General features: G+C 66.8%; 23 protein-coding genes. 9 read left to right on the forward strand and 14 right to left on the reverse strand.

Annotated elements, in window-relative coordinates; translation table 11 throughout:
• Positions 1-61 precede the first annotated feature (61 nt).
• Positions 62-1,366, reverse strand: coding sequence for a CpaE/TadZ family protein (locus MUK71_RS11655; protein WP_227929586.1), 1,305 nt, complete (start codon positions 1,364-1,366; stop codon positions 62-64).
• Complete coding sequence (locus MUK71_RS11660; RefSeq protein ID WP_227929585.1) at positions 1,363-2,013, reverse strand: CpaB family protein; 651 nt, start codon at positions 2,011-2,013, stop codon at positions 1,363-1,365. Before MUK71_RS11660 ends, MUK71_RS11655 begins: the two co-directional genes overlap by 4 nt.
• A gap of 233 nt (positions 2,014-2,246) precedes the next feature.
• Here MUK71_RS11660 and MUK71_RS11665 point away from each other — a divergent pair, with 233 nt between their 5' ends.
• Complete coding sequence (locus tag MUK71_RS11665) at positions 2,247-2,480, forward strand: helix-turn-helix domain-containing protein (RefSeq protein WP_227903500.1); 234 nt, start codon at positions 2,247-2,249, stop codon at positions 2,478-2,480.
• Between the two features lie 49 nt (positions 2,481-2,529).
• On the opposite strand, the gene MUK71_RS11670 is transcribed toward MUK71_RS11665, so the two are convergent.
• Positions 2,530-3,093, reverse strand: a complete 564-nt coding sequence (locus MUK71_RS11670; RefSeq protein WP_227929584.1) for a hypothetical protein — start codon at positions 3,091-3,093, stop codon at positions 2,530-2,532.
• Between the two features lie 223 nt (positions 3,094-3,316).
• Here MUK71_RS11670 and MUK71_RS11675 point away from each other — a divergent pair, with 223 nt between their 5' ends.
• Positions 3,317-4,129: a LysM peptidoglycan-binding domain-containing protein gene (locus MUK71_RS11675; protein ID WP_227929583.1), complete on the forward strand. Its 813-nt coding sequence runs from the start codon at positions 3,317-3,319 to the stop codon at positions 4,127-4,129.
• Entirely contained in the window at positions 4,126-4,725 is a 600-nt protein-coding gene (locus MUK71_RS11680) for an Rv3235 family protein (protein ID WP_227929582.1), read from the forward strand. Before MUK71_RS11675 ends, MUK71_RS11680 begins: the two co-directional genes overlap by 4 nt.
• Before the next feature lie 11 nt (positions 4,726-4,736).
• On the opposite strand, the gene secA is transcribed toward MUK71_RS11680, so the two are convergent.
• The 7 genes from secA to mtrA all read right to left on the reverse strand — a co-directional run bounded on the left by secA (position 4,737) and on the right by mtrA (position 14,925).
• Entirely contained in the window at positions 4,737-7,499 is a 2,763-nt protein-coding gene (gene secA, locus MUK71_RS11685; RefSeq protein WP_227929581.1) for a preprotein translocase subunit SecA, read from the reverse strand.
• A gap of 91 nt (positions 7,500-7,590) precedes the next feature.
• Positions 7,591-8,805, reverse strand: coding sequence for a winged helix-turn-helix domain-containing protein (locus MUK71_RS11690; RefSeq protein ID WP_227929580.1), 1,215 nt, complete (start codon positions 8,803-8,805; stop codon positions 7,591-7,593).
• 54 nt (positions 8,806-8,859) lie between these two features.
• On the reverse strand, positions 8,860-9,579 hold the full coding sequence (gene hpf, locus MUK71_RS11695) for a ribosome hibernation-promoting factor, HPF/YfiA family (protein ID WP_227903506.1): 720 nt from the start codon (positions 9,577-9,579) through the stop codon (positions 8,860-8,862).
• Between the two features lie 124 nt (positions 9,580-9,703).
• Complete coding sequence (locus MUK71_RS11700) at positions 9,704-10,678, reverse strand: ComF family protein (protein WP_227929579.1); 975 nt, start codon at positions 10,676-10,678, stop codon at positions 9,704-9,706.
• A 123-nt stretch (positions 10,679-10,801) separates the two neighbouring features.
• Positions 10,802-12,541 (reverse strand): LpqB family beta-propeller domain-containing protein, encoded by a 1,740-nt coding sequence (locus MUK71_RS11705; RefSeq protein ID WP_227903509.1) that lies wholly within the window; start codon positions 12,539-12,541, stop codon positions 10,802-10,804.
• Entirely contained in the window at positions 12,531-14,204 is a 1,674-nt protein-coding gene (gene mtrB, locus MUK71_RS11710; protein WP_423723758.1) for an MtrAB system histidine kinase MtrB, read from the reverse strand. The genes MUK71_RS11705 and mtrB overlap by 11 nt, the downstream gene beginning before the upstream one ends.
• A gap of 43 nt (positions 14,205-14,247) precedes the next feature.
• Positions 14,248-14,925 (reverse strand): MtrAB system response regulator MtrA, encoded by a 678-nt coding sequence (gene mtrA / locus MUK71_RS11715; RefSeq protein ID WP_227903514.1) that lies wholly within the window; start codon positions 14,923-14,925, stop codon positions 14,248-14,250.
• Positions 14,926-15,147: 222 nt separating this feature from the next.
• Between mtrA and MUK71_RS11720 the strand changes: the two genes are divergently transcribed.
• Genes MUK71_RS11720 through MUK71_RS11745 form a run of 6 tightly spaced genes read left to right on the forward strand, consistent with a single transcriptional unit; the run spans position 15,148 to position 21,439 of the window.
• Positions 15,148-16,422: a DUF7847 domain-containing protein gene (locus MUK71_RS11720; protein WP_227929578.1), complete on the forward strand. Its 1,275-nt coding sequence runs from the start codon at positions 15,148-15,150 to the stop codon at positions 16,420-16,422.
• A 59-nt stretch (positions 16,423-16,481) separates the two neighbouring features.
• The gene (locus MUK71_RS11725) at positions 16,482-17,144 is read left to right on the forward strand and encodes a DUF4129 domain-containing protein (RefSeq protein WP_227903517.1); all 663 of its coding nucleotides are present in this window, start codon (positions 16,482-16,484) and stop codon (positions 17,142-17,144) included.
• Positions 17,141-18,421 carry a DUF4350 domain-containing protein gene (locus tag MUK71_RS11730; protein ID WP_227929577.1) on the forward strand — a complete coding sequence of 427 codons (1,281 nt, stop codon included), beginning with the start codon at positions 17,141-17,143 and terminating at the stop codon, positions 18,419-18,421. Before MUK71_RS11725 ends, MUK71_RS11730 begins: the two co-directional genes overlap by 4 nt.
• Positions 18,418-19,449: an AAA family ATPase gene (locus MUK71_RS11735; protein WP_227903519.1), complete on the forward strand. Its 1,032-nt coding sequence runs from the start codon at positions 18,418-18,420 to the stop codon at positions 19,447-19,449. Before MUK71_RS11730 ends, MUK71_RS11735 begins: the two co-directional genes overlap by 4 nt.
• Positions 19,450-19,463: 14 nt before the next feature.
• Positions 19,464-20,756, forward strand: coding sequence for a DUF58 domain-containing protein (locus MUK71_RS11740; RefSeq protein ID WP_227903520.1), 1,293 nt, complete (start codon positions 19,464-19,466; stop codon positions 20,754-20,756).
• Positions 20,757-20,758: 2 nt separating this feature from the next.
• Positions 20,759-21,439 carry a DUF4166 domain-containing protein gene (locus tag MUK71_RS11745; protein WP_227929576.1) on the forward strand — a complete coding sequence of 227 codons (681 nt, stop codon included), beginning with the start codon at positions 20,759-20,761 and terminating at the stop codon, positions 21,437-21,439.
• A 12-nt stretch (positions 21,440-21,451) separates the two neighbouring features.
• Here the strand turns inward: MUK71_RS11745 and MUK71_RS11750 are convergent, their stop codons facing one another.
• From MUK71_RS11750 to MUK71_RS11765, 4 genes are all read right to left on the reverse strand, one after another.
• Positions 21,452-22,546, reverse strand: a complete 1,095-nt coding sequence (locus tag MUK71_RS11750) for a uroporphyrinogen decarboxylase/cobalamine-independent methonine synthase family protein (RefSeq protein WP_227929575.1) — start codon at positions 22,544-22,546, stop codon at positions 21,452-21,454.
• Complete coding sequence (locus MUK71_RS11755) at positions 22,530-22,907, reverse strand: chorismate mutase (protein WP_423723752.1); 378 nt, start codon at positions 22,905-22,907, stop codon at positions 22,530-22,532. Before MUK71_RS11755 ends, MUK71_RS11750 begins: the two co-directional genes overlap by 17 nt.
• Positions 22,908-23,004: 97 nt before the next feature.
• Positions 23,005-24,156: a tRNA 2-thiouridine(34) synthase MnmA gene (mnmA, locus tag MUK71_RS11760; protein WP_227929574.1), complete on the reverse strand. Its 1,152-nt coding sequence runs from the start codon at positions 24,154-24,156 to the stop codon at positions 23,005-23,007.
• Positions 24,153-25,379: a cysteine desulfurase family protein gene (locus MUK71_RS11765; protein WP_227929573.1), complete on the reverse strand. Its 1,227-nt coding sequence runs from the start codon at positions 25,377-25,379 to the stop codon at positions 24,153-24,155. Before MUK71_RS11765 ends, mnmA begins: the two co-directional genes overlap by 4 nt.
• Between the last annotated feature and the right edge of the window lie 121 nt (positions 25,380-25,500).

The following is a 25,500-nucleotide window of genomic DNA, read 5'->3' on the forward strand; positions in this document are numbered from 1 at the left end:
TTACGTCCTGCTGCTCCGTTGCAGCTTGCTCTAATGAGCCTAGCCCCGAATGCGCGAAAGGTCACTTTGCCCGCCGGGGGCGCCGTACCGGCCGTCGGCGCCCGGTCCGTATGCCCGCCAGATCGGCAATGGCTGCACGGAGGGCCGACGCCGGTGCCGTTTCCAGCAGGGCCGTTCCGGAGAGCAGCGCCGCGTCTGCGGCGTCGTAATCCGCCGGCAGGAATGCGGAGATCTGCCTGCCGGGGCCGAAGCGTTCCCAGGCCCCGCCCAACTGGTTTTCCGGCTGCCTTCCCACCGATGACGCGCGGACCTTATTTAGCACGATCAGCGGATCTGCTGTCGGGACCGTCTCCGCCAGCTCCGCCACTGCCCGGACCAGTCGGGGCACGCCGACGGCGTCTGCCGCACCCACTGCATAGATGGTGTCCGCCTTTTCCAGGACCAGCAGTGTGGCGGCGTTCCGGCGGGGGGCCATGGTGTCGAAGCTGAGCTCCTCATCGGTTTCCAATGAGAACCCGCAGTCCACGATTATCAGGTCGAACAACCGGCGGGCGGCCTCGAGCACTCCGTCCAGTGCTGGCGGGCGCAGTTCCACCCAGCGGTCCGAACGGGTCACCCCCGTAAGCACGGCAAGCTGGTGCCCCCGCAGCGAGACAGATGCGGCCAGGGCGCGCAGGCTGCCGTCATCAAGCATGCCCTGGTCCGCGAGTCGGCACGCCTGCGCAATGCCCGCTGACTCATCGAGCAGTCCCAGGCCGACGGCGACGCTGGCGCCATAGGTGTCCGCGTCGATGAGGATCACGCTTCGCCCTGCAGCTGCCTGTTCAGCGGCCAGGTTGATGGCGAGAGTGGTCCGGCCCGGAGCTCCGGCAGGTCCCCAGACAGCGGTTACGGTGCCGGCCCGGACCTCCGATTCCGGCGTCCCCGGTGCCGGTTCCCCGGGTCCTTCGCCATTGGTACCGGATCCTAGGGCGGCACCCGGATCAGCCATCGCGGTGCCCGCCGTCCGGGCGGACCGGCCCAGGGCCAGTACCGCCGTGGAGATGAGTTCCGCCAAGTCCCCCGGATCCAGTCCGGTGGGGGCATTAAGAATGTTCAGGGCATCCAGCCGGCGCCGCAGCATCGGATCGTCAGCGAGCGCCACCAGGGCTACCCCGGCGGAGCCCAGCCGGTCTGCGATGCCGGCAGTTATCTCCTCGGCGTCGCCGGCCACGATGGCGGCGCGGACCATTCCGGTTTGCGCCACAGCGAGCATTTCGGTCAGCTCTGTGCACCGTCGGACTACCGTCACCGGACCCTGCAGCCGTTCCAGCCCGTCCAGAACGCCGGCGGCGGCGGTTCCGACGGTGGCAACGGGGATGTTCACGAGCCGGGGGCGGGGTTGTGTACCACGGTGATTTTTGCCTCGTTGGAGAGGGCCGCCAGCAGCATCGGCAGGTCGGCATCCTCGACCAGGATCAGGAGTTCGGTGTTCCGGTTCGCTCCGAGGGCCGACTCGGTAACGGACAGCTCCGATATTTCTGCGGCCTCGATTAATTGCCGGGGTTCATCGAACCCGTTCCTGCCGTTAGGTGCGGCAGCCCAGATATCCACACGCGAGCCTGCCTCCGTCCTGGCGGGCAGCGGATCCTCCACCCGCAGTCCGACAGGTTTGCGGTCCAGCGAGTCAGGCGTTGTCAGCGCAGACCGGGCCACCAGCTCCCCCTCCCTCAGGACGGCGCCCGCCACCGCGTTTTCGGGCACCCCCTCAGCTGCAGGCAGATACAGGTCTCCGGCGTTACCCAGCCTGACGGGTACCGGACGGAGGTCCTCGGCACGGATGGGAGCGCCGGGAGCAATATCGCGGTGGACAGCGTAGACGTCGGTGGTCTCATCTGCCTGCTGGACAAGGGTCACTACCGCCGTAACGGATCCCAGGACCAGGAGGATGCCCAGCAGCAGCCGTGGATCCCGCCAGGACGGCCTGCGCAGCCTGGCAGCGGACGGCTTCTCTTCTCGTGTACGCAGACTCATGTCTCCCCCGATTCCCCCATGCTTCTTTTCACGCTTCCCGCCAGACACTTCCCGCCTCACGATTCCCTGCCGGCTGAGGCCAGTGTGGAGTACGCACACGCGGAAGGAAACGGTGGTTTCCGGGCCGGCTTGAATCTGTGGATAACCCGGGGAACGGTTTTGCCGGTGCCAGACTGGTGCTGCTGGTATATAACGGGTGCAACCGCAGTGGTGCGGTTCGAAAGGTGAGTGCCGTGGGCGATAAGAGATTCCTGACGCTGGCCGACGTCGCCGAGGTACTGAACATTTCCTCTTCACAGACCTACGCCCTGGTACGCAGCGGGGAGCTTCCCGCCATCCAGATCGGCGGGCGCGGCCAGTGGCGGGTTGAGACACAGCAGCTCGAAGACTATATTTCCCGTGCCTACCGCAAATCCGCCGCCGCGGTCCGCCAGGGCATTCCGTCGGAAGACGCGGTGGACCGCTGACCCTTCCTCGCCCCACCCCGGGGCGGGCCTCCGAGGACGGATGCTCTGCTCAGCCCCAGCCGTGCTGCTGAGTCAGGACCGCTGCCACTGCGGACGTCGGGAGGAGATGAACCGCGGACACATTTCCCGGACGCCGCTCCTCTCCGGCTGCGACCACGGCCAGTTCAACGAAATCGGCCCCCACCCGGTCAATCGTTCCGTGCAGGACTTCGCCTGAGGCCTTTCCCGCCAGTCTGAGCGCGACAATGCTCCTGTCCCGGGATATCTCCCGCAAGGCCGACGCTATGCCGAGATTCAGGGCGCGGGCGGCAGGTTCGGCAAACCGGTCCAGCCCCCTGACGGATACCACATGGGCAAGTGCGGCAAGTGCCGAGCCGCGTTCACGCTCAAGCACCACCCAGCCGGCCCCTACGTGCCGCAGCACACCGCGCAGGGTTCCGGCCCGGCCAAGGTCCACGACGAGCTCCCTGCCGGACTGGCTCCGGAGCCGGTCCTGCAGGCTGATCCCGCCAAGCTCCACGCGAACGCGTTCGGAAATCTCGCCCGCCGCATGACGTTCGTCCGCGGCAGCCATCTGTGCCTCCATGTCCCTGAACAGGGCATCCCATCGCATCGCCCAAGGCTAGCTTTGTCACCCCGCAGAGACCACCACTCTGGACACCTATCGCGGTGAAGTGTAGACACGAGCCTCACACGGACCATTCAGGGTCAAAGGCCAACGACATTGATCAACTGTCTAAGACGATTCCAAACAGCACCAAACTGCATCAAATGGGCACTTGGCACCACCTAGGACCACCCAGGACTGCCCGGGACCACCACGATGAGGAGACGCCATGCGTAAACCGGTTATCCACCCGGCCCTGGCAGCCGACGCACTGACCGCTGTCGCAGTAGCAGCGCTCGGCCTTTTGCTTCTCCGGGGCGGTGCGGAAATCCTCCAGGCCCTTCCCGCAAGCGGCGCCCGGTCCGGGCCGTCGGTGTCCCCCGAGTCATTCGAGCTGCTGGCAGGACTGTGCGCCGCCGGCACCGGGTTGGTATTGACCGTTTGGTGGGTGGGCGGCCTTATCTGCGCGGCAGCGGGCGGCATCCTGGTGCGCTGCGGCATGGCCTCAGCCGGACACCGGACGATGCTGCTGGCTCCCGGGCCCGCCCGAAGACTGGCTGCTGCGGTGCTGGGACTTTCCCTGGCCGCCGGGAGCGTCCCCGCAATCGCAGCAGCTTCCGCGCCCACCCCCGCAGTATCGGCACCGGTTGCCTCCGGTACGGCGGCAACCGGTCACCACCGGCCTCCGGAACTGCTGTCGGCCACCGCTCCCTTCGCAGACAAGGCACCGGATGACGATGCCGTCTCACCGCTGTGGCGGCCGGCGCCCCCGCAGCCTCCGGCCGGAAACGTCCTGACTCCGGTGCCGCGGACGGAACAGGCCGAGGTGGTGGTGGCTGCCGGGGACACGCTGTGGTCCCTGGCCGCGGAGCAGCTGGGTCCGCTGGCTACGGATGCCGAAATAGCGGCACATTGGCCCCGATGGCACGCGCTGAACCTCGCCGTCGTCGGCCCTGACCCCCACCTCATCCTGCCGGGCCAGATACTGTCAGCGCCCGCTCCCGAACCTCTTCCCACGCCCCAAGAAAGGACAGCACCATGACCAGTGTGATATTCCTGCCGGCTCCCGATTCCCCCGCAGAGCTGGCGCAGCTGGCACAACTGGCGCCGGACGGCGGCCCCATCGCCGTGTACCGCGCTCCTGCCCGGGAGGAAATCCCGGCACCGGTTCCCGCCGTGCCGCGGCAGGCCCCGGCAAACGGCGTGGAAGCACCGGCACAGCCTGCATCCGCTGCCGCCGCCGCTGCCTGGTCATCCGACCCTGCCGACGATGCACGGGTTCGGGCCATCTGCCAGTCCGTGGCACTTGCAGCTCTGGAGGTGCTGGGGGGTGTCCGCCCGCTGCAGCAGATGAGCCGCTGGCTGGACCAGGAGAATTATGACCGGCTGCAGCTGCGGGCCAACCTGGTGCGGGGCAGGCGACAGGCAGCAGCAGCCGCTGCGGGGTCCGGTTCCGGCCCGGATCCGCAGCTGCTGCACCGGGGCGTGCGGATCCGATCCTGCCGGCTGTGTCCCGTGGCCGAGGGCATTTATGAAGGCGCAGTGGTTGCCCTGGAACACGAAAGAGCCCGCGCCGTCGCGCTGAGAATTCAGCTGCGGCGCGGGCTCTGGCGGGTTACCGCGTTGGAGATCGGCTAGGTGCCGGGTCCTTACTTGCGGCGCTTTGCCTTCTTGGCACCGGCTTTTCCGGCCTGGGCTGCCCGGCGGGTACCTGCCGCGTCCGCCTGCTTACCCTTCGAAGCAGTCCGCTCAATGCGGGTTTCCACCCCGCCCTGGCTGTCCGGGGCACTGAACTGCAGGCTCGCCGGCTGCTGCGGCGCTTCCAGTCCGGCCGCCTTAATCACGGGGGTGCCGATAACTCCGCGGGCATCCTTGACGCCCGAAAGCGCGTTGGCTGCCGGGGCGGCAGGTTCACTGACCTGGACGTCGGCATTGAACAGGTAGCCGATGCTTTCCTCGCGGATGGATTCCATCATGGTCTGGAACATTACGAAGCCCTCGCGCTGGTACTCCACCAGGGGATCGCGCTGGGCCATGGCCCGCAGCCCGATGCCTTCCTTCAGGTAGTCCATTTCGTACAGGTGTTCCTGCCACTTGCGCCCGATAACCGAAAGCACCACGCGGCGCTCCAGCTCACGCATGGTCGCGGATCCGAGAGCCTCCTCGCGGGCCTGGTAGGCCAGCTTGGCGTCCGAAAGGATCTCGTTGTGCAGGAACTCCCGGGTAAGACGGGACTTTCCGCCGGCTTCGTCAACAACCTCGTCGATCGTCAGGCCGATGGGGTACAGCGTCTTCAGGTTGGTCCAGAGCTGTTCCAGATCCCAGTCGTCCCCGTGGCCTTCGGCAGTCGCCTCGTTCACCACGGCGCTAACGACGTCTTCCAGGAAGAAGCTGATCTTCTCCTGCAGGTCATCACCCTCCAGGATGCGGCGGCGGTCGCCGTAGATCGCTTCACGCTGGCGGTTCAGGACGTCGTCATACTTCAGGACGTTCTTGCGCTGTTCCGCATTGCGGCCTTCGACCTGGCCCTGGGCGTTCTGGATGGCCTTGGAGACCAGCTTCGATTCCAGCGCCACGTCATCGGGCATGGAGGAGCTGTTCATGATCCGTTCAGCCGCACCCGAGTTGAAGAGGCGCATCAGGTCATCGGTGAGCGAGAGGTAGAAGCGTGACTCGCCCGGATCGCCCTGGCGGCCGGAGCGGCCGCGGAGCTGGTTGTCTATCCGGCGCGATTCGTGGCGTTCGGTGCCCAGAACGTAAAGCCCGCCGAGTTCCACTACTTCCTGCTGCTCGGCGGCGACGGCGTGGCGCGCCTTCTCCAGTGCGTCCGGCCAGGCGGCTTCGTAGTCTTCAGGGTTGTCGTTCGGATCAAGGCCGCGGCGTTCCAGCTCGGCAATGGCGTTGAACTCGGCGTTGCCGCCGAGCATGATGTCGGTGCCGCGGCCGGCCATGTTGGTGGCCACCGTGACAGCGCCCTTGCGGCCGGCCTGGGCAATGATGGCCGCTTCACGGGCGTGGTTCTTAGCGTTGAGCACCTCGTGCCGGATACCGGCCTTGGCCAGCTGCTTGGAGAGGTACTCGCTCTTTTCCACGCTCGTGGTGCCCACCAGGACGGGCTGGCCGGAGGCATGACGCTCGGCGATGTCCTTCACCACGGCGTCGAACTTGGCCACTTCGTTCTTGTAGATCAGGTCCGACTGGTCAATCCGGGACATGGGCTTATTAGTCGGGATCGGCACCACGCCGAGCTTGTAGGTGCTCATGAACTCGGCTGCCTCGGTTTCGGCCGTGCCGGTCATGCCGGAAAGCTTCTCGTAGAGGCGGAAGTAGTTCTGCAGGGTCACCGTGGCGAGCGTCTGGTTTTCGGCCTTGATGGCCACGCCTTCCTTCGCCTCGATCGCCTGGTGCATGCCTTCGTTGTACCGGCGGCCGGCAAGGATACGTCCGGTGTGCTCATCAACGATCATGACTTCGCCGTTAAGGACCACGTAGTCCTTGTCCCGCTTGAAGAGTTCCTTGGCCTTGATGGCGTTGTTCAGGAAACCGATCAACGGGGTGTTGGCTGCCTCGTAGAGGTTGGAAATGCCGAGGTAGTCCTCGACCTTCTCAATGCCCGGCTCCAGAATGCCGACGGTGCGCTTCTTTTCATCCACCTCGTAGTCGGTCTCCCGCGTCAGCCGCGTCACGACCTTGGAGAACTCGGTGTACCAGCGGTTGACGTCACCGCTCGCGGCACCGGAAATGATCAGCGGGGTACGCGCCTCGTCAATGAGGATGGAGTCCACTTCATCAACAATGGCGAAGTGGTGTCCGCGCTGCACCAGTTCGGCGGCACTCCAGGCCATGTTGTCGCGCAGGTAGTCGAAGCCGAACTCGTTGTTCGTTCCGTACGTGATGTCCGCGGCGTACTGCTGGCGCCGCGTCGCGGGGTCCTGGTTGGAGAGGATGCAGCCGCTGGTCATGCCCAGGAAACGGAAAACACGGCCCATGAGGTCTGACTGGTACTCCGCCAGATAGTCATTTACCGTCACGATATGCACGCCCCGGCCGGTCAGGGCGTTGAGGTAGGCCGGTGCGGTGGCAACGAGCGTTTTTCCCTCACCGGTCTTCATCTCGGCGATGTTCCCCAGGTGCAGGGCAGCGCCGCCCATCAGCTGGACATCGAAGTGGCGCATGCCCAGGGTGCGGCCGGCGGCTTCGCGGACAGCGGCGAACGCTTCGGGCAGGAGGTCGTCCAAAGACTCGCCGTCGTTGTAGCGCTCCTTGAGGCGGTCCGTCTCACCCCTGAGTTCGGCATCGCTCATGCCCTTGAACTCGTCCTCGAGCACGTTAATCGCGTCGGCGTAGTTACGCAGTGTCTTCAGCGTCTTCTTGTCGCCGGTACGAAGAACTCGTTCGAGTAGTGATGCCACTGATTTGCTCCCAATCTAGTGTTGCCGAAATCTGGCGTCCCCAGTCTACGTGAGAGACGTATGGTGCTGGTCCGTGGTTCCCCATTGACCTTTATTCCCTGCATACTTCCAGCTTCAGCGCGGGAGCCAGATCCCCCACGGGCCGGACGGCAATCCCGTCGAGCCCAAGCCACTGTGCCATGAGGACAAGCTCCGCGGCCAGTTGGCGCGCCGTGGCTGACGGAGCCCCGGGTTCGGCGAAGGCTCCCTGCACCAGCAGCATACCCGCGGCACGGTCCGCTTTGAGGTCCACCCGGGCCACCAGTTCCTCCCCCAACAGGAAGGGCAGTACGTAATAGCCGTGCTGCCGGGCCGCCGGCGGTGTATAGATCCCGATCCGGTAGTGGAATCCGAACAGTTCCTGCAGCCTCCGGCGCTCGAAGATCAGCGAGTCGAAAGGACTCAGCAGTGCCCGGCCGCCAGCTGTTTTGGGGATGGCCGCCTCGACGTGCAGGTAGGCCGGCTGTCTCCAGTCCGCAACCGACACCTTCTCAAGTAGCCCCTTCCGGACCAGTTCCTCTGCCGCCCCTGCGGCAGCACGCTGGGGCAGGCGGAAATAATCGGCGAGCCCCCGGGCGGTTGCGATGCCGTGCGCCCTGGCCGCGGCCTCTGTCAGCCGGAGAACGGCCTGCTCCGGATCGGAGGGTTCCAGGGCTGCCGCGCCAGCCGGATGCACGTCCGCCGTCAGGGCATACAGACGCTCAAACTGCACAGTGCGGCCCGCGGAGCTGACGCGGCCGGAGGCGAACAGATCCTCCAGCACCCGTTTGACCGCGTTCCAGTTCCACCCCCAGTGCCCGGCGTCCCGGACCTGCCGGTGACCCAATGCCTCTGCTGTCTGCCGGGCCGTCAGCGGCTGCAGCGACGTGGCGAGAAGTTCAAGGACCCGCTCCCGGAGGTCCTCCGCCACATCGGGAGGAAGGGAACCGGCAGTCATCCAGGTGCGCCGCTGAACAGCCCGCAGATCGGCAAAAAGGTCCGGACGCACGAAGCTGGCCTCATGCGCCCAGTATTCGACCATCCGCCGGGGCCGCCGCGTGGCCATGCGGTCCACGATGGCCCGGTCATAGGGGCCGAGCCGGGAAAACAGCGGAAGGTAGTGGCTGCGTGCCAGGACATTCACTGAATCGATCTGCAGAAGTGCCAGCCGCTCAAAGATACGGCCCGCCTGCCTTGCGTTAACAAGGCCGGCGGGCCGTTCACGGGCCAGTCCCTGTGCCGACAGTGCCGCCCGGCGGGCCTGGCGGAGCGACAGTCTGGTTCTCATGCCCTCATCCTAGGCCCGCCCGGAAGATGGCGGGCGGGCCCGTGGGCGACGGGATCAGGCTGTGGCGCGCTCCCCGGTTTCGGTGACGCGGTATCCGCGCGTTTCCTCCCGCGGATCCTCCATGCCCTCGGCGCACTTTGAATCCAGGGTGATCACGCCGTAGGTCCAGCCGCGGCGGCGGTAGACCACCGACGGCGCCCCGGTCGCGGAATCCACGAACAGATAGAAGTCGTGGCCGACCAGCTCCATGTTGTCGACGGCGTCGTCAAGGCTCATGGGGGCACCCGGGAAAACCTTGCGCCGAATCAAAACGGGGCAGTCGCCGGCAGCGTCTTCATTCTCGGCTGTGTCGGCCTCGGTTGCTTCCGCTTCCGCCGCGGCGGCAACCTGTTCGTGGAGCGGTTCGGAGGTACTTACGGGACCAAGATCAGCGGTGGCTACCCGGACGGGAATCGGGGCGTGGCGTCCGTGGTGGACCTTGCGCCGGTCGCTGGCCCGGCGCAGCCGTTCGAGCAACTTGCCGTAGGCGAGGTCGAAGGCTGCGAACTTGTCGCCGGACGTTGCCTCGGCGCGGACAACCGGGCCGCGTCCGGTGACGGTGATTTCCACAGTCAGGGCACTGTCTGCATCACGAACGTTGCCCTGCTTCGTCACTCGGGCTTCCACCCGCTGGACCTTGTCGCCGAGCGCTTCCACCTTGCCGATCTTCTCTTCGGCGTACTCGCGGAACCTGTCCGATACTGCAACATTGCGCCCGCTGATCATGAATTCCATGGTGCCCTCCAATAGATTCGGTGACACAACAACGGCCGCTGCCAGTTTCCTTCACGGCCGTTGCCGCAGGATAACTCCGCTTCTTGAAGCTATCCATACCAACACGTTAGATCACCGCCGACCTTTATTCACGTCCCGTGATTCCGTTTCCGTTACCGGCTGCCGCGCTCCCCGGCACCGCAGCGGAGGAGGGAGAAGTGTTACGTGCCGGGGCAGGTGTGACGGCGATGACAACGGCCCCGCGAACAACGGCTCCCGCGGAACGAAGCGCCCGTACCGTTTCCGCGAGGGTTGCCCCGGTGGTCAGGACATCATCCACCACCACGCAGGTGCAGCCCTCCAGACTCCCGGCGGGTCCGGCGGTCATGGAGCCGTGTACGTTGCGGCGGCGGCCGGAGCGGCCCAGCCCCTTCTGCGGACCGGCCACCCGCCCGCGGCTGAAGTCAAGGCCCCGGAAACGGGCAGCCGAAATGCCCGGCGGGCCGGGCGCGTGCCTGACGAGGGACGCCAGCCTGGACCCTGCAGGCAGCAGCCGCCGCCGTTCAATCAGTCTCATCAGCAGCATCAGCGGCTGGTAACCGCGTTTGCGCAGTGACCGCGGCGTACCCGGCACGGGCACCAGCACCACATCCGGAGCGCCCGGCTCGGGGCAGGCACTCCGCACTGCGGCATGCAGCGCGCCCGCCAGTACCGGTGCAAGGAAAACCGCAAGGTCCGTGTGCCCCCGGTTCTTGAAGGCGAGCAGCGTCCGGGCGAGTCCTCCGGCATAGGTTCCCGCGGCAAGCACCGGAAGAGGGACAAAACCGGTGTCTTCCCTGCTGCGGTCCTGCGGCGGGAGGTATCCGGGCTCCGGTTCCGCAGCCGGCAGCGCGGCCGCACCTTCCTCCGCAGGGTAGGGATGCAGCGTGGCCCGGCGGATTCCCGCCGCACAGCCGCTGCACAGGCTCCGGTCCGGCGTTTCACAGACAACGCAGGAAACAGGCGCCACGGCGGCGGCCAGCCCGGTGACAGCCTCGGCCGCTGTCCGGCCTGCAGGCGAGAACAGCAGCCTGTCCAGCCGTGCGGGTAGTTTTGCCACCTGTGCGGTTAGTTTCACCATCCACCCAGACTTGCCCGTCCCGGAGGAAACACCGACGCTTCCCGGGGCCTTCGGCGGGCCGGCCGGCCTGCGCGCTGCGCCGGCCGGAGGCTGTGGAGGAAAAGCCGTATTCGCCGGCCGGTCCTACCCGGGGAAGGCGGGGTCCCGCACTCCTTCGGTCCTCAGCGGCCAGCTGCTGCCGACCTTGTTGAAGATGCCGGCATCGGTCTGGATGAAGATGTCCTCAACCCCGTTTCCGGCACTGAGGCCTTCGATCCCCTCCTTGGACGCCAGCAGTTCGGGCTCCCGTCCCGCACCCAGGATGACCGGTGTGCCCTCCTCCGCACCTGCCCGAACGGCAACCACGGTATCTTCCGAAGCCCACTTCACCCTGTTCACGGCGCCGGCATCCCCGGGGACCTGCAGCGTCAGGGGTGCGGTCAGGGACATCGGGACGCCCTCCGGGGAACGGACAATTCCGGCAATCATCACGGCGCTGTCGCCATTCTGCCCGGCGGCGAAAAGAGCCCGGCTGCCGTCCCGGGAAATCCGTACCTCCGTAACCGAGAGGCCTTCGAGCCACGCAGCTGAAAGCACTGCTGCGGAGTCCTGGTTTCCTCCCGGTGGAATGGCCAGCACTTCGGATCCGGTTCCGGACGGCCGTGAGGTCCATACCCACTGCCGGTTGTCGACGCTTGGCGCCGTGAACCGGCTGCCGTCAGCGGCGGTCCGGACATCCTGTCCCCGCCCGGTGACCAGAAGAGTGTCCTGCCCGCCGTCCAGGAACGCTATGGTTTCGCCGTCCGAGGACATGGCCGGGTTGCGCGGGGAGTACTCCGCCACCGACGGCACATCCTCAATGTCGGCGGGGCCGTCACTGTAGAAGGCAAGCTCTCCCTGATAGACCACAATCTGCGTTGCACCCGCGGACGGGTCACTGATTGCCGACTGCACCTCGCCGTTCCCCTTGCCCAGGTCCACCGGGCGCTGCTGGGCTGTCAGATTCACAGAGGTGACGTTGTTCAGTCCGCGCAGGTTTACTTCCAGCTGCTTCACCATCTGCTGCCGGTTCAGATCCGACGATTCGGACAGGGGTTCCGATAAGTCCACCGACGCCTCGCCTGAGGCTACGGGGACGGCGTCCCGGGCCAGGGCGGTACCTGCCGGGAACGCACTGACGACGGCGCCTTCCAGATACGGTGCCGGCCCCACGAGGAGGGCACTGACGATGTTGGCTGCTATGCCGGGACGCTGGATGAACCACCGGGTGTCCGGCACCCAGTACTGGTAATCACTTGAATAGAAATACAGGTTGTGCGCCTTGAACACGAGCGGGAAGGTGGCCGAAGAAAGCATGATGCCGTCGGGGATGCCGCTCACCCGCCACTGTCCGTCCACTTCCTCGAGCCGGACCGGAATGGTCTCGGTGCTGCCCTCCGGGACATCGGTGCGGACGCCCTGCGAGCTGACGCTTCCCTGCACTTCAAGCTGGATCTGGAAAAGGTTGGGTTCGGGCATGGCAACAATGCGCGAAGAGCGGTAGACGGTAACCTTCTGGCCCGGTGACCAGGCCTCGGCCAGTTCCGGACTCAGAAACTGGCGCGCAACACTGTAATCGTCCGTAGCGCCTTTTCCCGCCTCCATAAAACCGCGGATGATGTCCTGCGGGGACGCGTCCTGCGCCGGGCCCTCGGGTGAGAACACGGCTTCCGTCTGCGCTTCGCTGCCGCTCTCGGCCGACGCCGTACCAACGGGGCCCACCGTCGGTATTGATGAACACCCGCCCAGGAACAGGGCGGAGCCGACCAGGACCGCCAGCAGCCGTGCCGCCTTTGCATGCACGGGCCGCCTGTCCTGCCCGGGCGTGCTCTTGCTACAAGACATCCGATTCCTCCTCGGCGGTCACGGCCGCCGCGCTGAGTGCGCGGGGGCCCCCGGCGTCGTGCGGTGAGAGCGGCACGGGAGACGAGTCGAACGTCCCTCCGTGGCGGAGCGGCAGGGTCAGCCGGAAACATGACCCGTTGCCCGGATCACCCCAGGCCTCCAGCCGGCCCCCGTGCAGCCGGGTGTCTTCGGCAGCAATGGACAGTCCAAGGCCGCTGCCGCCCGTAGTGCGCGCCCGGGCCGGATCCGCCCGCCAGAAACGGTCAAAGACCCGGCCGGCGGCTTCCTCAGTCATGCCGATACCGTGGTCGCGGACGGCGATGCCCACCGCATCGGCGTTCACCGCCACGGCAATCTCGATCGGCTCTCCTTCGCCGTGCTCCAGCGCGTTGACCAGCAGGTTGCGCAGGATCCGTTCGATGCGGCGCGGATCGGCGTCCACCACGCAGCTGGATTCCTTGGATACCACCAGCACCTCGGAGCCGCTGTTGTTCGCCAGCGGTTCCGTGGCGTCCATGACATCGCGGACAATGTGGAAGACATCGGTGGGCTCCAGGTCCAGCGCCGCTGCACCGGCGTCGAACCGCGAGATCTCCAGCAGGTCCGCGAGCAGCGCCTGGAACCGTTCCACTTGGTGGTAGAGGAGTTCCGTGGAACGCCGGTACATGGGGTCGAAGCTCTCGCGCGCCTCATAGAGCACCTCAGCGGCCATCCGCACCGTGGTGAGCGGGGTGCGCAGTTCGTGCGAGACGTCGGAGACGAATACCTGCTGCATGCGTGAAAGCGTCGCGAGCTGGGTGATCTGGTCCTGCAGGGTCCCGGCCATGTGGTTGAACGATGCCGCAAGGCGCGCCACTTCGTCCTCGCCTTTGACCTCCATACGCTCCTGCAGTTCGCCGGCGGCAAGCTTTTCCGAGACGGCCGCTGCGTCGCTGACAGCGCCCAGGCCCGCCTTGGTGACCACCCAGGCAATGGTTCCGCTGATGGCCAGCAGGAGGAAACCCGCGATCCAGAGGATCCGGTGGATGTCATCCAGAGTTTCCTGCATGGAGGAGAGGTCATAGATCAGGTAGAGGGCGTACTCGGCGCTGTCCGGGGGCAGCGTGACCTTCGTAGCGAAGGCGATGCCGGGTTCCCCGTGGGCAAGTTCCAGCGGCGCCCAGTACACGTAATCCGTCTCAGCGTCCCCTACGGCGCTGGCCGCAACCGCATCGCTGAGCGCCACCGGGATGCCGCTGGCAGTGATGTTTCCGGTGTTCACCGACGAGGGGACATAGAGGGGGTCGGAGGTGGGCAGGGGCGTCAGCAGGTATGTCCGCTGGGCGTCGGCGCCCTTGCCCTCAAGCAGGGGAAGGGTGTCCATGACCAGCCGGTCGGTGCTCTCCCTGTCCGTGGCCGTGGTCTCGCGGAAGTTGTCCTTCACATTGGAAAGGCCGGCGGTGGCTTCGGTCCGGAACTGGGCCAGCCGCTCCTCGTAGAGGGACCCGGCTATCTGATGGGAGAGAAACGCGCCGATGCCGGCACCGGCGAGCGCCACGAGCAGCAGCGTGGACATGATCGTCTTGAACTGCAGGGACCGCCGCCATAGGCGGGCGATCCGGTGAAAGGTGGCCCGGCGGAAGGAATGCCGCAGGCGTCGAAGATGCTCCAGGGCCCTGGCAATTCTTTCGGACTTCCCGGCCGCCCCGGCCAGGAAACCCGGCAACTTAGCTCTGTCCCGCTTTATATCCGACACCGCGCACCGTCAGTACTATCTCGGGTGCTTCGGGGTCGCGTTCAATCTTGGAGCGGAGCCTCTGCACATGCACGTTGACCAGCCGCGTGTCGGCGGCGTGGCGGTAGCCCCACACCTGTTCCAGCAGCATTTCACGGGTGAATACCTGCCACGGCTTGCGGGCCAGCGCCACGAGCAGGTCGAATTCCAGCGGGGTCAGCGAAATGTTGTCCCCGCCCCGGGACACGGAGTGTCCCGCCACGTCGATGGACACTTCACCAATCCGCAGGGTCTCGGGTGACTTCTGGTCCCCCGGGCGCAGCCGGGCACGGACACGGGCCACCAGTTCCGCCGGCTTGAACGGCTTGGGTACATAGTCGTCGGCACCGGATTCGAGTCCGCGAACGACGTCGGCCGTGTCGGCCTTGGCGGTGAGCATCACAATGGGGGTGTCGGATTCGTTGCGGATCTGGCGGCACACTTCAATGCCGTCAATCCCCGGCAGCATGAGGTCAAGCAGCACCAGGTCCGGCTTGCTGTTGCGGAAAACATCCAGCGCCAAGGAGCCGTCTGCGCAGAACACCGGATCGAATCCGTCGTTGCGCAGCACTATGCCAATCATTTCGGCAAGGGCTTCGTCGTCGTCTACGACCAGTATGCGTGCCTTCATAACTCCCTGTTCACTGCTTGCGTCCGTCCGCGCGCAACCGCGCGCCGGGGTCAGCAGTCATAGCGGCTGCCGCTCCCCCAGGCGTGCAAAGCCGCCTAAGTCAATCCCTATCATCCTAAGCGACACAAATCCGGCCGCGGCTCGCCCCGGATGCCGAATGACCGCGCTGTCACTATAGTCGAGGTAACAAAGTCAACTGCCTGCAGGGGGATACGGGTAAAGATGAGCGAGCAAGAACACAAGGGTCAGCAAGACGGACCACAGGGGCCCGTGCCGGGCCCGCCGCCGCCCCGCCTTCAGGACCAGCCCCCCGCCGCTCCGTGGAATCCTGCTCCTCCGCCGCCCGGCGCATGGCAGTCCCCGCAGGGAGGGGCGCAGCAGCCGCCGGCGAACCCGTGGGCACAGCCGCAGCAGGGCTCCGCCTGGGACAGCCCGAATCCCTATGCCGCTGCCGGCCCCGGCTTTCCGCAGCAGCACGGCTATACCCCGCCGCCCAAGCCGGGCATCATTCCGCTGCGCCCGCTCGGACTAGGGGAAATGATGGACGGTGCGTTCCAGGCCTGCCGCCGGAACGTGCTTGCCGCTTTCGGTAACTCACTGCTCATCCAGGGCATTATCACGGCCCTGACCGTCGGACTGGGCTTTGGCATGATCTCCACCCTCGAGGACGCAGCGCTGAGCGGCGCCTCGGATGATGAGCTGGCCGGCCCGGTATTGGGGGCGCTCACCGGGTTCGTCGGGCTGGGCATTATATCCCTGGTCGGAGTAATGGTGGTGCAGGGCCTGCTGGTGGTCCCGGTGGCACGGGCCACCCTGAACCTGCGGACCGGGTTCAGCCAGATGTGGCGGATTGCACGGCGGAGCATCCTCCGGTTGGCCGGACTGGCGCTGGTGCTGCTGGCAGCGTCAGCGGTTGCGGTTACCGTCCTAGTCCTGCTGTTCAGCCTGATCATCTATCTGCTCGGAGATGCCGGGATTGCCGTGGTGGTGATAGCCGTGCTGGCCCTGGCGGCAGTCACCGCCTGGGTATCGGTCAAGCTTGCACTGGCCCCGGCAGCACTGGTACTCGAGGGCACCGGCATCTTCCGGTCCATCGCACGGTCCTGGCAGCTAACCGGCCGGAACTGGTGGCGTACCTTCGGAATCCTCATTCTCACCAGCATGATCGTCGGCATCCTGACGCAGATCCTGACCATCCCCTTCAGCTTCATCATCGGCTTCGCCGGCGCATCAACTGAGGACCCGGCCGCCCTCGTGGCCAGCAGTGTGCTGCTGATCGCCGTCACCCTGCTCGTTTCGGCCGTCGGGTATGCCTTCCAGGGCGCAGTCACGGCCCTGCTGTATGTGGACCTGCGCATCCGGCGCGAGGGATTCGATCTGGCCCTGATGAAGGACCAGGAGGGTCCGCATACCCAGGACCCCGATTTCCTTCCTGGCCGCCACGCCGTGCCTATGTCGCGTAAGGCACCCGTCGGGCCTCCCATGGGTATGCCCTAGGCATGCTGTTCCCCGTACGGCTCCCGGCCGGTTTTCCTCTCGAACGGTTGCCTGTCCGGTTGCCGGGAGACGTTCCCGTTGAGCCGGACGCGGACCAGGCCCGTGACTGGGCGCGCGAGGAGCTGGCCGGACGGATCTATGAAGAGGCGAAGCCCGGCCTGGCGGAGCGTGTACTCCAGTCCGTGCTCGACTGGCTCGGCGACGTGCTGAACGGGTTGGGCGGGCTCGGCACCGGCCCCGGGGTCCTGATTCTCGCGGCGACCGCCGTCGTCCTGATCGCGGTCCTGGTGCTGGTGGTCCGTCCGCGGCTTAATGCAAAGGCAAAAAAGAAGAAAACGTCCGAAGTGTTCGGCTCGGATCTGGTGGAAACTGCGAACGACCACCGGGCACGCGCCGACGAAGCAGCGTCGGAACAGCGCTGGGATACAGCCGTTGCGGAGCGCTTCCGCGCCATGGTCCGTTCCGCGGAGGAGCGCGTCATTTTCGAGGTGCGTCCGGCGCGGACAGCGGCTGAAGCCGCCACCAGCCTCAGCGGTGCTTTCCCGGGTTCCGGGACCGACATCGCATGGCTTGGTCATCGCTTCGATGAGATTCTCTACGGGGACAAGGCAGCCCGCGCCTCGGACTACCAGCGCGCCGTTGAACTGGATTCCACCCTGATGCACACCCGGCCGGCCATGGCGGATTCCGCTTCCCTGCCCGGAATGGCGGTACCCCGATGAGCACATCCCCCGTGCAGGATGCTTCCCCCGGGCCGGACGGCACCGGCAGCGCCCCGGCTCAGCCGGTGCCGGATCAGCCGGTGCCGGATCAGCGCGAAGCTGCAGGGCACCGCACTCCCCTGCGCAGGGCTGCTGGCTGGTTCCGGCAGCACCGTGTCGTCATTCTCCTCATCCTTCTGCTCTGCGGCATGGTGGCGCTTTCCCTGTGGGGCCGTACGGACGCGGACGGAGTTGCGCTCTCACCGGATAATCCGGCACCCGACGGCGGGATGGCCGCTGCGCAGATCCTCTCCGGCCAGGGCGTGGAGGTACTGCAGCCGCAGGACATTGACGAAGCACAGACTGCGCTGGAGGAACATCCCGGCGCCACACTGCTCTACCTTGACCCCAACGGGTTCCTGGACAACAGCCAGATGGAGGAGCTCGCGGACGCCGCAGGCCGGACAGTGCTGGTTGCCCCCACGTTCGCGCAGCTCGCAGCCATCGCCCCGGACATCCGCCAGGCCGGGCTCCTGCCCGCCGATCCCGGGCAGCACCTCCTTGAGTCCGGGTGCCGGAACGAGGATGCACTCGCTGCAGGCAGCGTCGCCACCGGTGGCCGGACCTACCGCGGTCCGGTGACCTGTTTTCCGTTCACGGAAGGGGGTGAATCCGACGCCGGTGAAGCTGCCGGCTCCTACGCCGCCACCCGTGACGGCTCCACGGTTGTGCTGGGCAGCCCGGACCTTATCGCCAACAAAGCGCTGGCATCAGAGGGCAACGCCGCGCTTACGCTGCGGACCCTGGGCCCTGACGAAACGCTGGTGTGGTACCGGGCCGTTCCGGCCGATATCCCCGTCACGGACCAGCCTGCGGACCCCTTCGCCTATCTGCCGGCATGGGTCGGCCCGCTGATGCTCTGGCTTGTGCTCGTAACGGCGCTTGCCGGTTTCTGGCGCGGCCGGCGGCTCGGTCCGCTGGCGGAGGAGCCCCTGCCGGTAGTCGTCCGGTCTGCCGAAACGGCTGAAGGGCGGGCCCGCCTCTACCAGGACAGCCAGGCAGTGGACCATGCCGCCGCCACACTGCGGGCCGCGGCCATGACGCGGCTGGCTGCCCACCTGCGGCTGGGACCGGGAGCCGGCACCGAGGCCGTAACCCGCGCCACAGCCGAAGCGACCGGCCGCAGCTACGCGGAAACCGACATACTTCTCAACCAGCAAAGGCCCGGCACCGGATCCGAATTGGTCCGCTGGGCACAGGACCTGCACGACCTAGAGGAAGAAGCCACTTCATCATGAGCCAGCAGTTCGATACCTACCCCGTGCCGCCCGGAGCGGCTGACGGTACGGCACCGGCACCTCCGCTTCCGCCCGGAGAGGACCCGGTCCGCGCCGCGCTGACACAGGTGCGGCAGGAAGTTGCCAAGGCGGTGGTGGGACAGGACGCCGCTGTCACCGGGCTGATCATCGCGCTGCTCGCCAAGGGACACGTGCTGTTGGAAGGCGTCCCCGGCGTGGCGAAAACACTGTTGGTCCGTACCCTCTCCGCCGCCCTTGACCTGGACACCAAACGGGTCCAGTTCACCCCGGACCTGATGCCCGGCGACGTCACCGGTTCGCTGATTTATGACGGCCGTTCCTCGGAATTCTCCTTCCGGGAAGGCCCCGTCTTCACCAATATCCTGCTCGCCGACGAGATCAACCGGACGCCGCCCAAAACCCAGGCATCCCTGCTCGAAGCCATGGAGGAACGCCAGGTCACGGTTGACGGCGCCACCCGCAGGCTGCCCGAGCCCTTTATTGTCGCTGCCACGCAGAACCCGGTGGAGTACGAGGGAACCTATCCCCTTCCGGAAGCCCAGCTGGACCGGTTCCTGCTGAAAATGACGCTGGATCTGCCCGGCAGGGACGACGAGATTGAAGTGATCCGCCGGCACAGCAGCGGCTTCGATCCCCGCGACCTTGCCGCTGCCGGTGTCCGGGCAGTGGCCTCGGCACGCGACCTGGAGCTGGCCCGCAAGGCTGTATCCGAAGTATCCGTTGCCCCGGAGGTGCTGGCCTACATTGTGGACATTGTCCGGGCTACCCGTTCGGCGCCGTCGTTCCAGCTCGGGGTCTCACCCCGCGGCGCCACGGCGCTGCTGAATACCTCCCGCGCGTGGGCCTGGCTATCGGGCCGGAGCTTCGTGACGCCCGATGATGTAAAGGCGCTGACGCTTCCCGCCCTGCGGCACCGTGTGTCCCTGCGCCCCGAAGCGCAGATGGACGGGGTCAATGCTGACCACGTGCTGGGAAGCATCCTCTCCACCGTCCCGGTCCCCCGGTAGCCGGGGCCGCGCGCATGGCTGTCTCCGGCCGGTTCGTCCTTCTGGCGGCTCTGGGAACCGTTGCGGTGGTGCTGTACCCCGGCGCCGCTTCCTTCCTGCTGTGGCTGGCATTCCTGACTGCGGCGGCGGCAGCCGACCTGCTGCTGGCAGTGTCCCCCAAGAAGCTGCAGGTCCAGCGGCAGCTACCGGACAGTGTGCGCCTGACCGAGTCCGCCCTCAGCGCGCTGGTGGTGCGTAACGGCAGCGGCAGGGCGCTGCATGCGGTAATCCGCGACTGCTGGCAGCCCTCCGCCGGGGCCCGCAACCCCGAACAGCGCCTCACCGTCCCCGCAGGTGAGGCACGCAGGATGGCCGTCGATTTGGAACCCTCCCGCCGCGGTGTCCTGCGCAGCGGGTACATCGGCGTGCGCAGTTTCGGTCCCCTGGGCCTGGCCGCCCGGCAACGGACCCTCAGCCTGCCCGGTGAGATCAGGGTGCTCCCGCCGTTTTACGCCAAACGGCATCTGCCGTCCAAGCTGCGCCGCCTGCGTGAACTGGATGGAAACGCCTCCGTGCAGCTTCGCGGCGCAGGTACCGAGTTTGATTCGCTGCGTGAATACGTCCGGGGCGATGACGTACGTTCCATTGACTGGCGAGCCACCGCCCGCCGCCGCGACACCGTGGTGCGGACCTGGCGTCCGGAACGGGACCGGAGGGTAGTCCTCCTTCTGGACACGTCCCGGACCTCCGCCGCCCGGATAGATGATGAGCCGCGGCTGGACACGGGGATCGAGGCCACACTGCTGCTGGGTGTGCTCGCCGCCGGCGGAGGAGACCGGGTGGATTTCCTCGCCTTTGACCGCAGGGTCCGCGCCCGCGTGGATTCCGGCGGCAAAGGCAACCTGCTCAGCAGACTGGTCAACGCCGCCGTCCCCCTGGAACCGGAGCTTATCGAAGCGGACTTCTCGCTTCTTCCCGGGGCCGTGCACGCCGTGACGGCGCGCCGGTCCCTGGTGGTCCTGATCACCTCCCTGGATTCCGGCGCAGTGGAGGAAGGCCTGGTCCCCGTCCTCCCCCGACTTTTGGAGAAACACGTGGTTGTTGTGGCCTCGGTCCGCGACCCCGGCCTGAATGATCTGCGCACCGCCGGTGGCAGCACCCCGGCGGTGTTCCGCGCCGCAGCAGCCGAGCGTGCCCTCCTGGACCGGGCAGCGGTGACCGAGCAGCTGCGCGCCATGGGAGCCGAGGTGGTGGACGAACCGCCGCACGAACTGGCGCCCAAACTGGCCGACATGTATATCCGGCTCAAGGCAGCAGGAAGGCTCTAGCCATGGCATCCGCGTCCATTTACCGGCAGGTCCTGGGCGCAGACTATGCCCGGTTGCAGCCTGAGCTGCAGGACTACTTCGATCCCGGCGAGGGGGCCGGCCAATACGGAGCAGGCAGCGGCATCTTCGCCCGGGCCGGATGTCCGCGTCCGTGGCTGCGGCCCCTGCTGCGGCTGGTTCCGGTCTCCAACGCCTTCTTCCCTGACTACGGAACCGAGGTTCCGTTCACCATCCGCAACTACCCGCACCGCGATCCCTGGGGACGTCAGGCACTCACGGCGGTGCGCTCCTTCGGATTCCCCGCGGGACCACGGATTTTCGAAGACACAACGGTGCTCACTGCACCCGGCGTCCTGACGGACTATCTGGGCAGGCAGCGGAATCTGGCCACGAACCTGGTTCTGCAGGTCACGGATGAGGGGCATCTGCGGATGAATTCCCCGGCCAGCCGGCTTTTCCTGGGCCCGCTGCGGCTGCCGCTGCCCGGCTTTGCCGCGGCCGAAGCGCACGTTGAGCAGTGGTGGGATGAGGCTGCCGGATCCTTCCGGATCCGCACACAGGTGATCCAACGCCAGCTGGGTACCGTTTTCGAATACGACGGCATGTTTCACTACGCCCTCCGCCCGTTCGACGGCGTCCTGCCCGGCGACGTCGAACCGGACAGGTGGGAGCACCGGGTCTAGGGAGCACCGGGTCTAGCCCTCGCCGACCACCTGATCCAGTGCGGCAGCTGTTCCGGTCAGCCGGGTGAGGACCCTGCGGGCTGTTTCCGGCGACACATCGGCAAGGCCGGAGGCGGGGGTCAGGCGGAGCGCGGGCAGGCTCGCGGCGGGAAGTCCAAGCTTGTTCCACGGGCGCAGGACACTCTCCACCAGCCGGGTGACCTGGGGCAGTTCACCGCCCTCACGCGGAACCGGCAGGATACCCAGCCACACCCGGTCTCCATCTTCCACTGCCTCGGCGATGCCCTCCCAGTCGCGGGCGGTCAGGGAGTCGGCCGCCAGCGCGACGCCCTGCGCCCCGGCCTGCCGGGCCAGTTCGAACGGTGATTTGGTGCCCTTGCGCAGCGGACCGAACGCGTCCGCCCGGGGCAGGGCGAACACCGTGTCCGCTCCGGCGGCTGTTATTGCTGAGCACATCTGTTCCCAGGCGGCGGAGACCTCCGATGACGGCACGGAGCGCAGCGTGCGGTATCCGGAGGCGGTGGGAATGCCGCCGCCCAGCACCGCGGCTATTTCCGGTTCATCCACCTGGATGGTGATCTGTGCTCCGGGAACCGATGATGCAGCGCGGGAAATATAGGATCCCACCCCGGCGACGAGTGACTGGAGCAGGTCCCGGCGGGCTCCGGCGTCGGAAAGCGCCCGCTCGCCGTTGTGCAGGTACAGGTTGGCGGCGAGCGAGAGCGGTCCGCGCAGGGAAATCTTCAGGTCCCCGCCCGGGTGTTCCCCGGCGACGTCGGCCAGGGCGTTGATGTCCTGGTTGAGCAGCGACACTGCCCTCCTGTGGTCCTTGCCTGGGCGTTCGACCAGCCGCCAGCCGTGCGGCTGGGTGTCCACGAAAATGTCCACCAGCAGGGAGGCGCTGCGTCCCACGGGATCCGCTCCGGGACCGCGCTGCGGGAGTTCAGCCAGGAAGGGAAGGTGCGGGGCACCCAGTTCGCCGCGGATCACCCGGCTGGATTCCACCGGGTCGTTTCCGGGCCAGCTGCCCAGGGCCGTCGCGGCCACCGTGCCGCTCACCGCCTCCGGGCGGGCAGCAGGCCCGGCCGGGTCAGGATGCTGCGGCATCTGTTCCGCCGTTGCGGGTCTGGGAGATGGCCTGATGGTGCCGGATGACCTCACGGATGATGAAGTTCAGGAACTTCTCGGCAAAGGCGGGGTCCAGGTGCGCGTCCTCGGCCAGCCGGCGCAGGCGCGCTATCTGCGCCACCTCACGGCCGGGATCAGCCGGAGGAAGGTTGTGCTCAGCCTTCAGGTGGCCCACCCGCTGCGTGGCCTTGAACCGCTCCGCAAGCAGATAGACCAGGGTGGCGTCGATGTTATCGATGCTGCTGCGCATGGCAAGCAGTTCCGCCATCACGTCATCGGCAACCTTCCCGGAGAGGGAACTTGCGCGCGGATCGAACTCATCGTCCGAAGAATTGCTCATAGGTCCTGTCTGGCTCATTCGTCCAGTTTAGGGTGTAGCGGCGCCCCGGCCGGAGCAGGTTACGCTGCCCTCTCCGGACCGGCCGCACCGGAACCCGTCAGGAGACGGCTGCCGGGTTCCATTCCAGGGAGCGTGCGGAGTCGATCGTGGCCTGGCCCAGCACGCGCGTGCCCTGGTACAGCACCATCGACTGGCCGGGGGCCACCCCGCGCATCGGTTCGGTGAGCCGGACCACCAGCTCCTCGCGGGCGGTTCCGGTTTCACTGTCCGTGGTGTCTTCCATCCAGCCGGTGGCCGCGACGGGATCCCCGTGCGCACGGACCTGGACCATGCAGTCGAAGGTGGACCGGTTGCCGATTTCGGCGATGGGCCGGCCGGCCCAGGAAATCTTGATGCCGCGCATCTGGTCGATGTTCAGCAGCTGCTCCGGTCCGACAATGACCTTGTTTTCCTTGGGCCGGATTTCCAGCACAAAGCGCGGCTTGCCGTCGGAGGCCGGGGTGCCCAGCTTCAGGCCGCGGCGCTGGCCCACGGTGTAGGCATTGGCGCCGGGGTGGGTGCCGAGCTTTGCGCCCGTCTCGTCCACAATGTCGCCCTCGCTCATTTCAATGCGCTCTTCAAGCCAGCCGCGGGTGTCGCCGTCGGGAATGAAGCAGATGTCATGGCTGTCCGGCTTGTTGGCCACCGACAGGCCACGGCGCTCCGCTTCAGCCCGAACCTCGGCCTTGGACGGAGTTTCAGCCAGCGGGAACATGCAGTGGCGCAGTTGCTCTTCGGTCAGCACGCCGAGCACGTAGGACTGGTCCTTCGCCCAGTCGGCGGCACGGTGCAGTTCCGGGTTGCCGTCCGCATTGGTCAGGACCTTGGCGTAGTGACCGGTGCAGACCGCGTCAAAGCCCAGGGCCAGCGCCTTTTCCAGCAGTGCGGCGAACTTGATCCGTTCGTTGCAACGCATGCACGGGTTCGGTGTGCGGCCGGCTGCGTATTCCGCGACGAAGTCATCCACCACGTCTTCCTTGAACCGCTCCGAGAAGTCCCACACGTAGTACGGAATACCCAGGATGTCGCAGGCACGCCACGCGTCACGGGAGTCCTCGATGGTGCAGCAGCCGCGGCTGCCGGTGCGCAGGGTCCCGGGCATCCGGGACAGCGCGAGGTGGACGCCGACGACGTCGTGCCCTGCCTCGACTGCCCGCGCCGCTGCCACGGCGGAGTCCACTCCGCCGCTCATTGCTGCCAAAACCTTCATGAAATAAAACCTGTTCCTGCTGTCTGGATGCTGCTTACGTGTCCGGCCATGCCGGCCTTCTTTGCCCGTTCATACGCTTCGGGCAGTACCTGCAGTAACGTGTCAACGTCTTCAGCCGTGGTTGTATGCCCGAGGCTGAACCGCTGCGCTCCGCGGGCCTCGGTTTCACTCAGTCCCATGGCCAGCAGAACGTGCGACGGCCGGGGCACACCGGCGGTGCAGGCCGAGCCGGTGGAGGATTCAACGCCCGCCAGGTCCAGCAGGAAAAGCAGCGAATCCCCTTCGCATCCCGGAAAGGTGAAGTGGGCGTTGCCGGGCAGGCGGCGGCCCTCGCCGTCGCCGTCGCGCGCCCCGCGCAGGACGGCGGCCGGGATGGCCCGTTCGACGCCGGTGATCAGGTAGTCCCGCAGGGTACGCAGCCGCTCTGCCTCATCGGTCAGGTGCTCCACGGCCTCCCGCGCGGCGGCGGCAAACGCCGCGATGCCTGCCGCGTCCAGCGTGCCGGAACGGATGTCGCGTTCCTGCCCTCCCCCGTGCAGGACCGGAGTGAGTTTCACGGCGCGCCCCACAACCAGTGCGCCCACGCCTACCGGTCCCCCGATCTTGTGGGCACTGATCGCCATCGTGTCCAGGCCGGCAGCCCGGAAATCCACCGGCAGGGCACCGAAGGCCTGCACGGCGTCCGAATGCACCGGAACACCGAATTCGTGGGCGAGCGACGCCAGGGCACGCACGTCCTGGACCGTCCCGACCTCGTTGTTCGCCCACATGGCCGTCAGCAGGGCGGTGGAATCAGCGTTGGCTTCAAGTTCACGGCGGACCGCGTCCAGGGAGATCACCCCGTCGCTGTCCACCGGAATCCACACGGGAACAGCGCCCTCATGCTTTTCCAGCCACTCAACGGTGTCCAGCACGGCATGGTGCTCAACGCCGGAGACCAGGATCCGGGTGCGCCGGGGATCGGCATCCCGGCGGGTCCAGTACAGTCCCTTGACCGCCAGGTTGTCCGCCTCCGTGCCGCCGGAGGTGAAAATGATCTCCGAGGAGTGGCAGCCGGCGGCAGCGGCAAGGATCTCGCGGGATTCCTCCACGACCATCCGGGCGCGGCGGCCCGAACCGTGCAGCGACGAGGGGTTGCCGCTGCGGCTGAGTTCTGTGGTGAGTGCGGCGAGGGCCGAAGCCGAGATCGGCGTGGTCGCCGCGTGATCTAGATACACGGGCACCAGCCAATTCTAACCGTCATGGCGGCTCCTGCCGATTCGGGCGGCTGAGACTTTCCTGATCATCCGGCACTTGCCCTTCCCGCCGCCCTTCCCCCAACCGGGCTCCCCTGCGATGTGCACC

This window comes from Arthrobacter zhangbolii (assembly GCF_022869865.1).
Taxonomy (GTDB): domain Bacteria; phylum Actinomycetota; class Actinomycetes; order Actinomycetales; family Micrococcaceae; genus Arthrobacter_B; species Arthrobacter_B zhangbolii.

Coding starts and splice junctions, on each gene's coding strand:
- MUK71_RS11660 (WP_227929585.1), bottom strand. CDS start 2,013: ATGAGTCTGCGTACACGAGAAGAGAAGCCGTCCGCTGCCAGGCTGCGC.
- MUK71_RS11670 (WP_227929584.1), bottom strand. CDS start 3,093: ATGCGATGGGATGCCCTGTTCAGGGACATGGAGGCACAGATGGCTGCC.
- MUK71_RS11675 (WP_227929583.1), top strand. CDS start 3,317: ATGCGTAAACCGGTTATCCACCCGGCCCTGGCAGCCGACGCACTGACC.
- MUK71_RS11680 (WP_227929582.1), top strand. CDS start 4,126: ATGACCAGTGTGATATTCCTGCCGGCTCCCGATTCCCCCGCAGAGCTG.
- MUK71_RS11690 (WP_227929580.1), bottom strand. CDS start 8,805: ATGAGAACCAGACTGTCGCTCCGCCAGGCCCGCCGGGCGGCACTGTCG.
- hpf (WP_227903506.1), bottom strand. CDS start 9,579: ATGGAATTCATGATCAGCGGGCGCAATGTTGCAGTATCGGACAGGTTC.
- MUK71_RS11700 (WP_227929579.1), bottom strand. CDS start 10,678: ATGGTGAAACTAACCGCACAGGTGGCAAAACTACCCGCACGGCTGGAC.
- MUK71_RS11705 (WP_227903509.1), bottom strand. CDS start 12,541: ATGTCTTGTAGCAAGAGCACGCCCGGGCAGGACAGGCGGCCCGTGCAT.
- mtrA (WP_227903514.1), bottom strand. CDS start 14,925: ATGAAGGCACGCATACTGGTCGTAGACGACGACGAAGCCCTTGCCGAA.
- MUK71_RS11720 (WP_227929578.1), top strand. CDS start 15,148: ATGAGCGAGCAAGAACACAAGGGTCAGCAAGACGGACCACAGGGGCCC.
- MUK71_RS11730 (WP_227929577.1), top strand. CDS start 17,141: ATGAGCACATCCCCCGTGCAGGATGCTTCCCCCGGGCCGGACGGCACC.
- MUK71_RS11735 (WP_227903519.1), top strand. CDS start 18,418: ATGAGCCAGCAGTTCGATACCTACCCCGTGCCGCCCGGAGCGGCTGAC.
- MUK71_RS11740 (WP_227903520.1), top strand. CDS start 19,464: ATGGCTGTCTCCGGCCGGTTCGTCCTTCTGGCGGCTCTGGGAACCGTT.
- MUK71_RS11745 (WP_227929576.1), top strand. CDS start 20,759: ATGGCATCCGCGTCCATTTACCGGCAGGTCCTGGGCGCAGACTATGCC.
- MUK71_RS11750 (WP_227929575.1), bottom strand. CDS start 22,546: ATGCCGCAGCATCCTGACCCGGCCGGGCCTGCTGCCCGCCCGGAGGCG.
- MUK71_RS11755 (WP_423723752.1), bottom strand. CDS start 22,907: ATGAGCAATTCTTCGGACGATGAGTTCGATCCGCGCGCAAGTTCCCTC.
- mnmA (WP_227929574.1), bottom strand. CDS start 24,156: ATGAAGGTTTTGGCAGCAATGAGCGGCGGAGTGGACTCCGCCGTGGCA.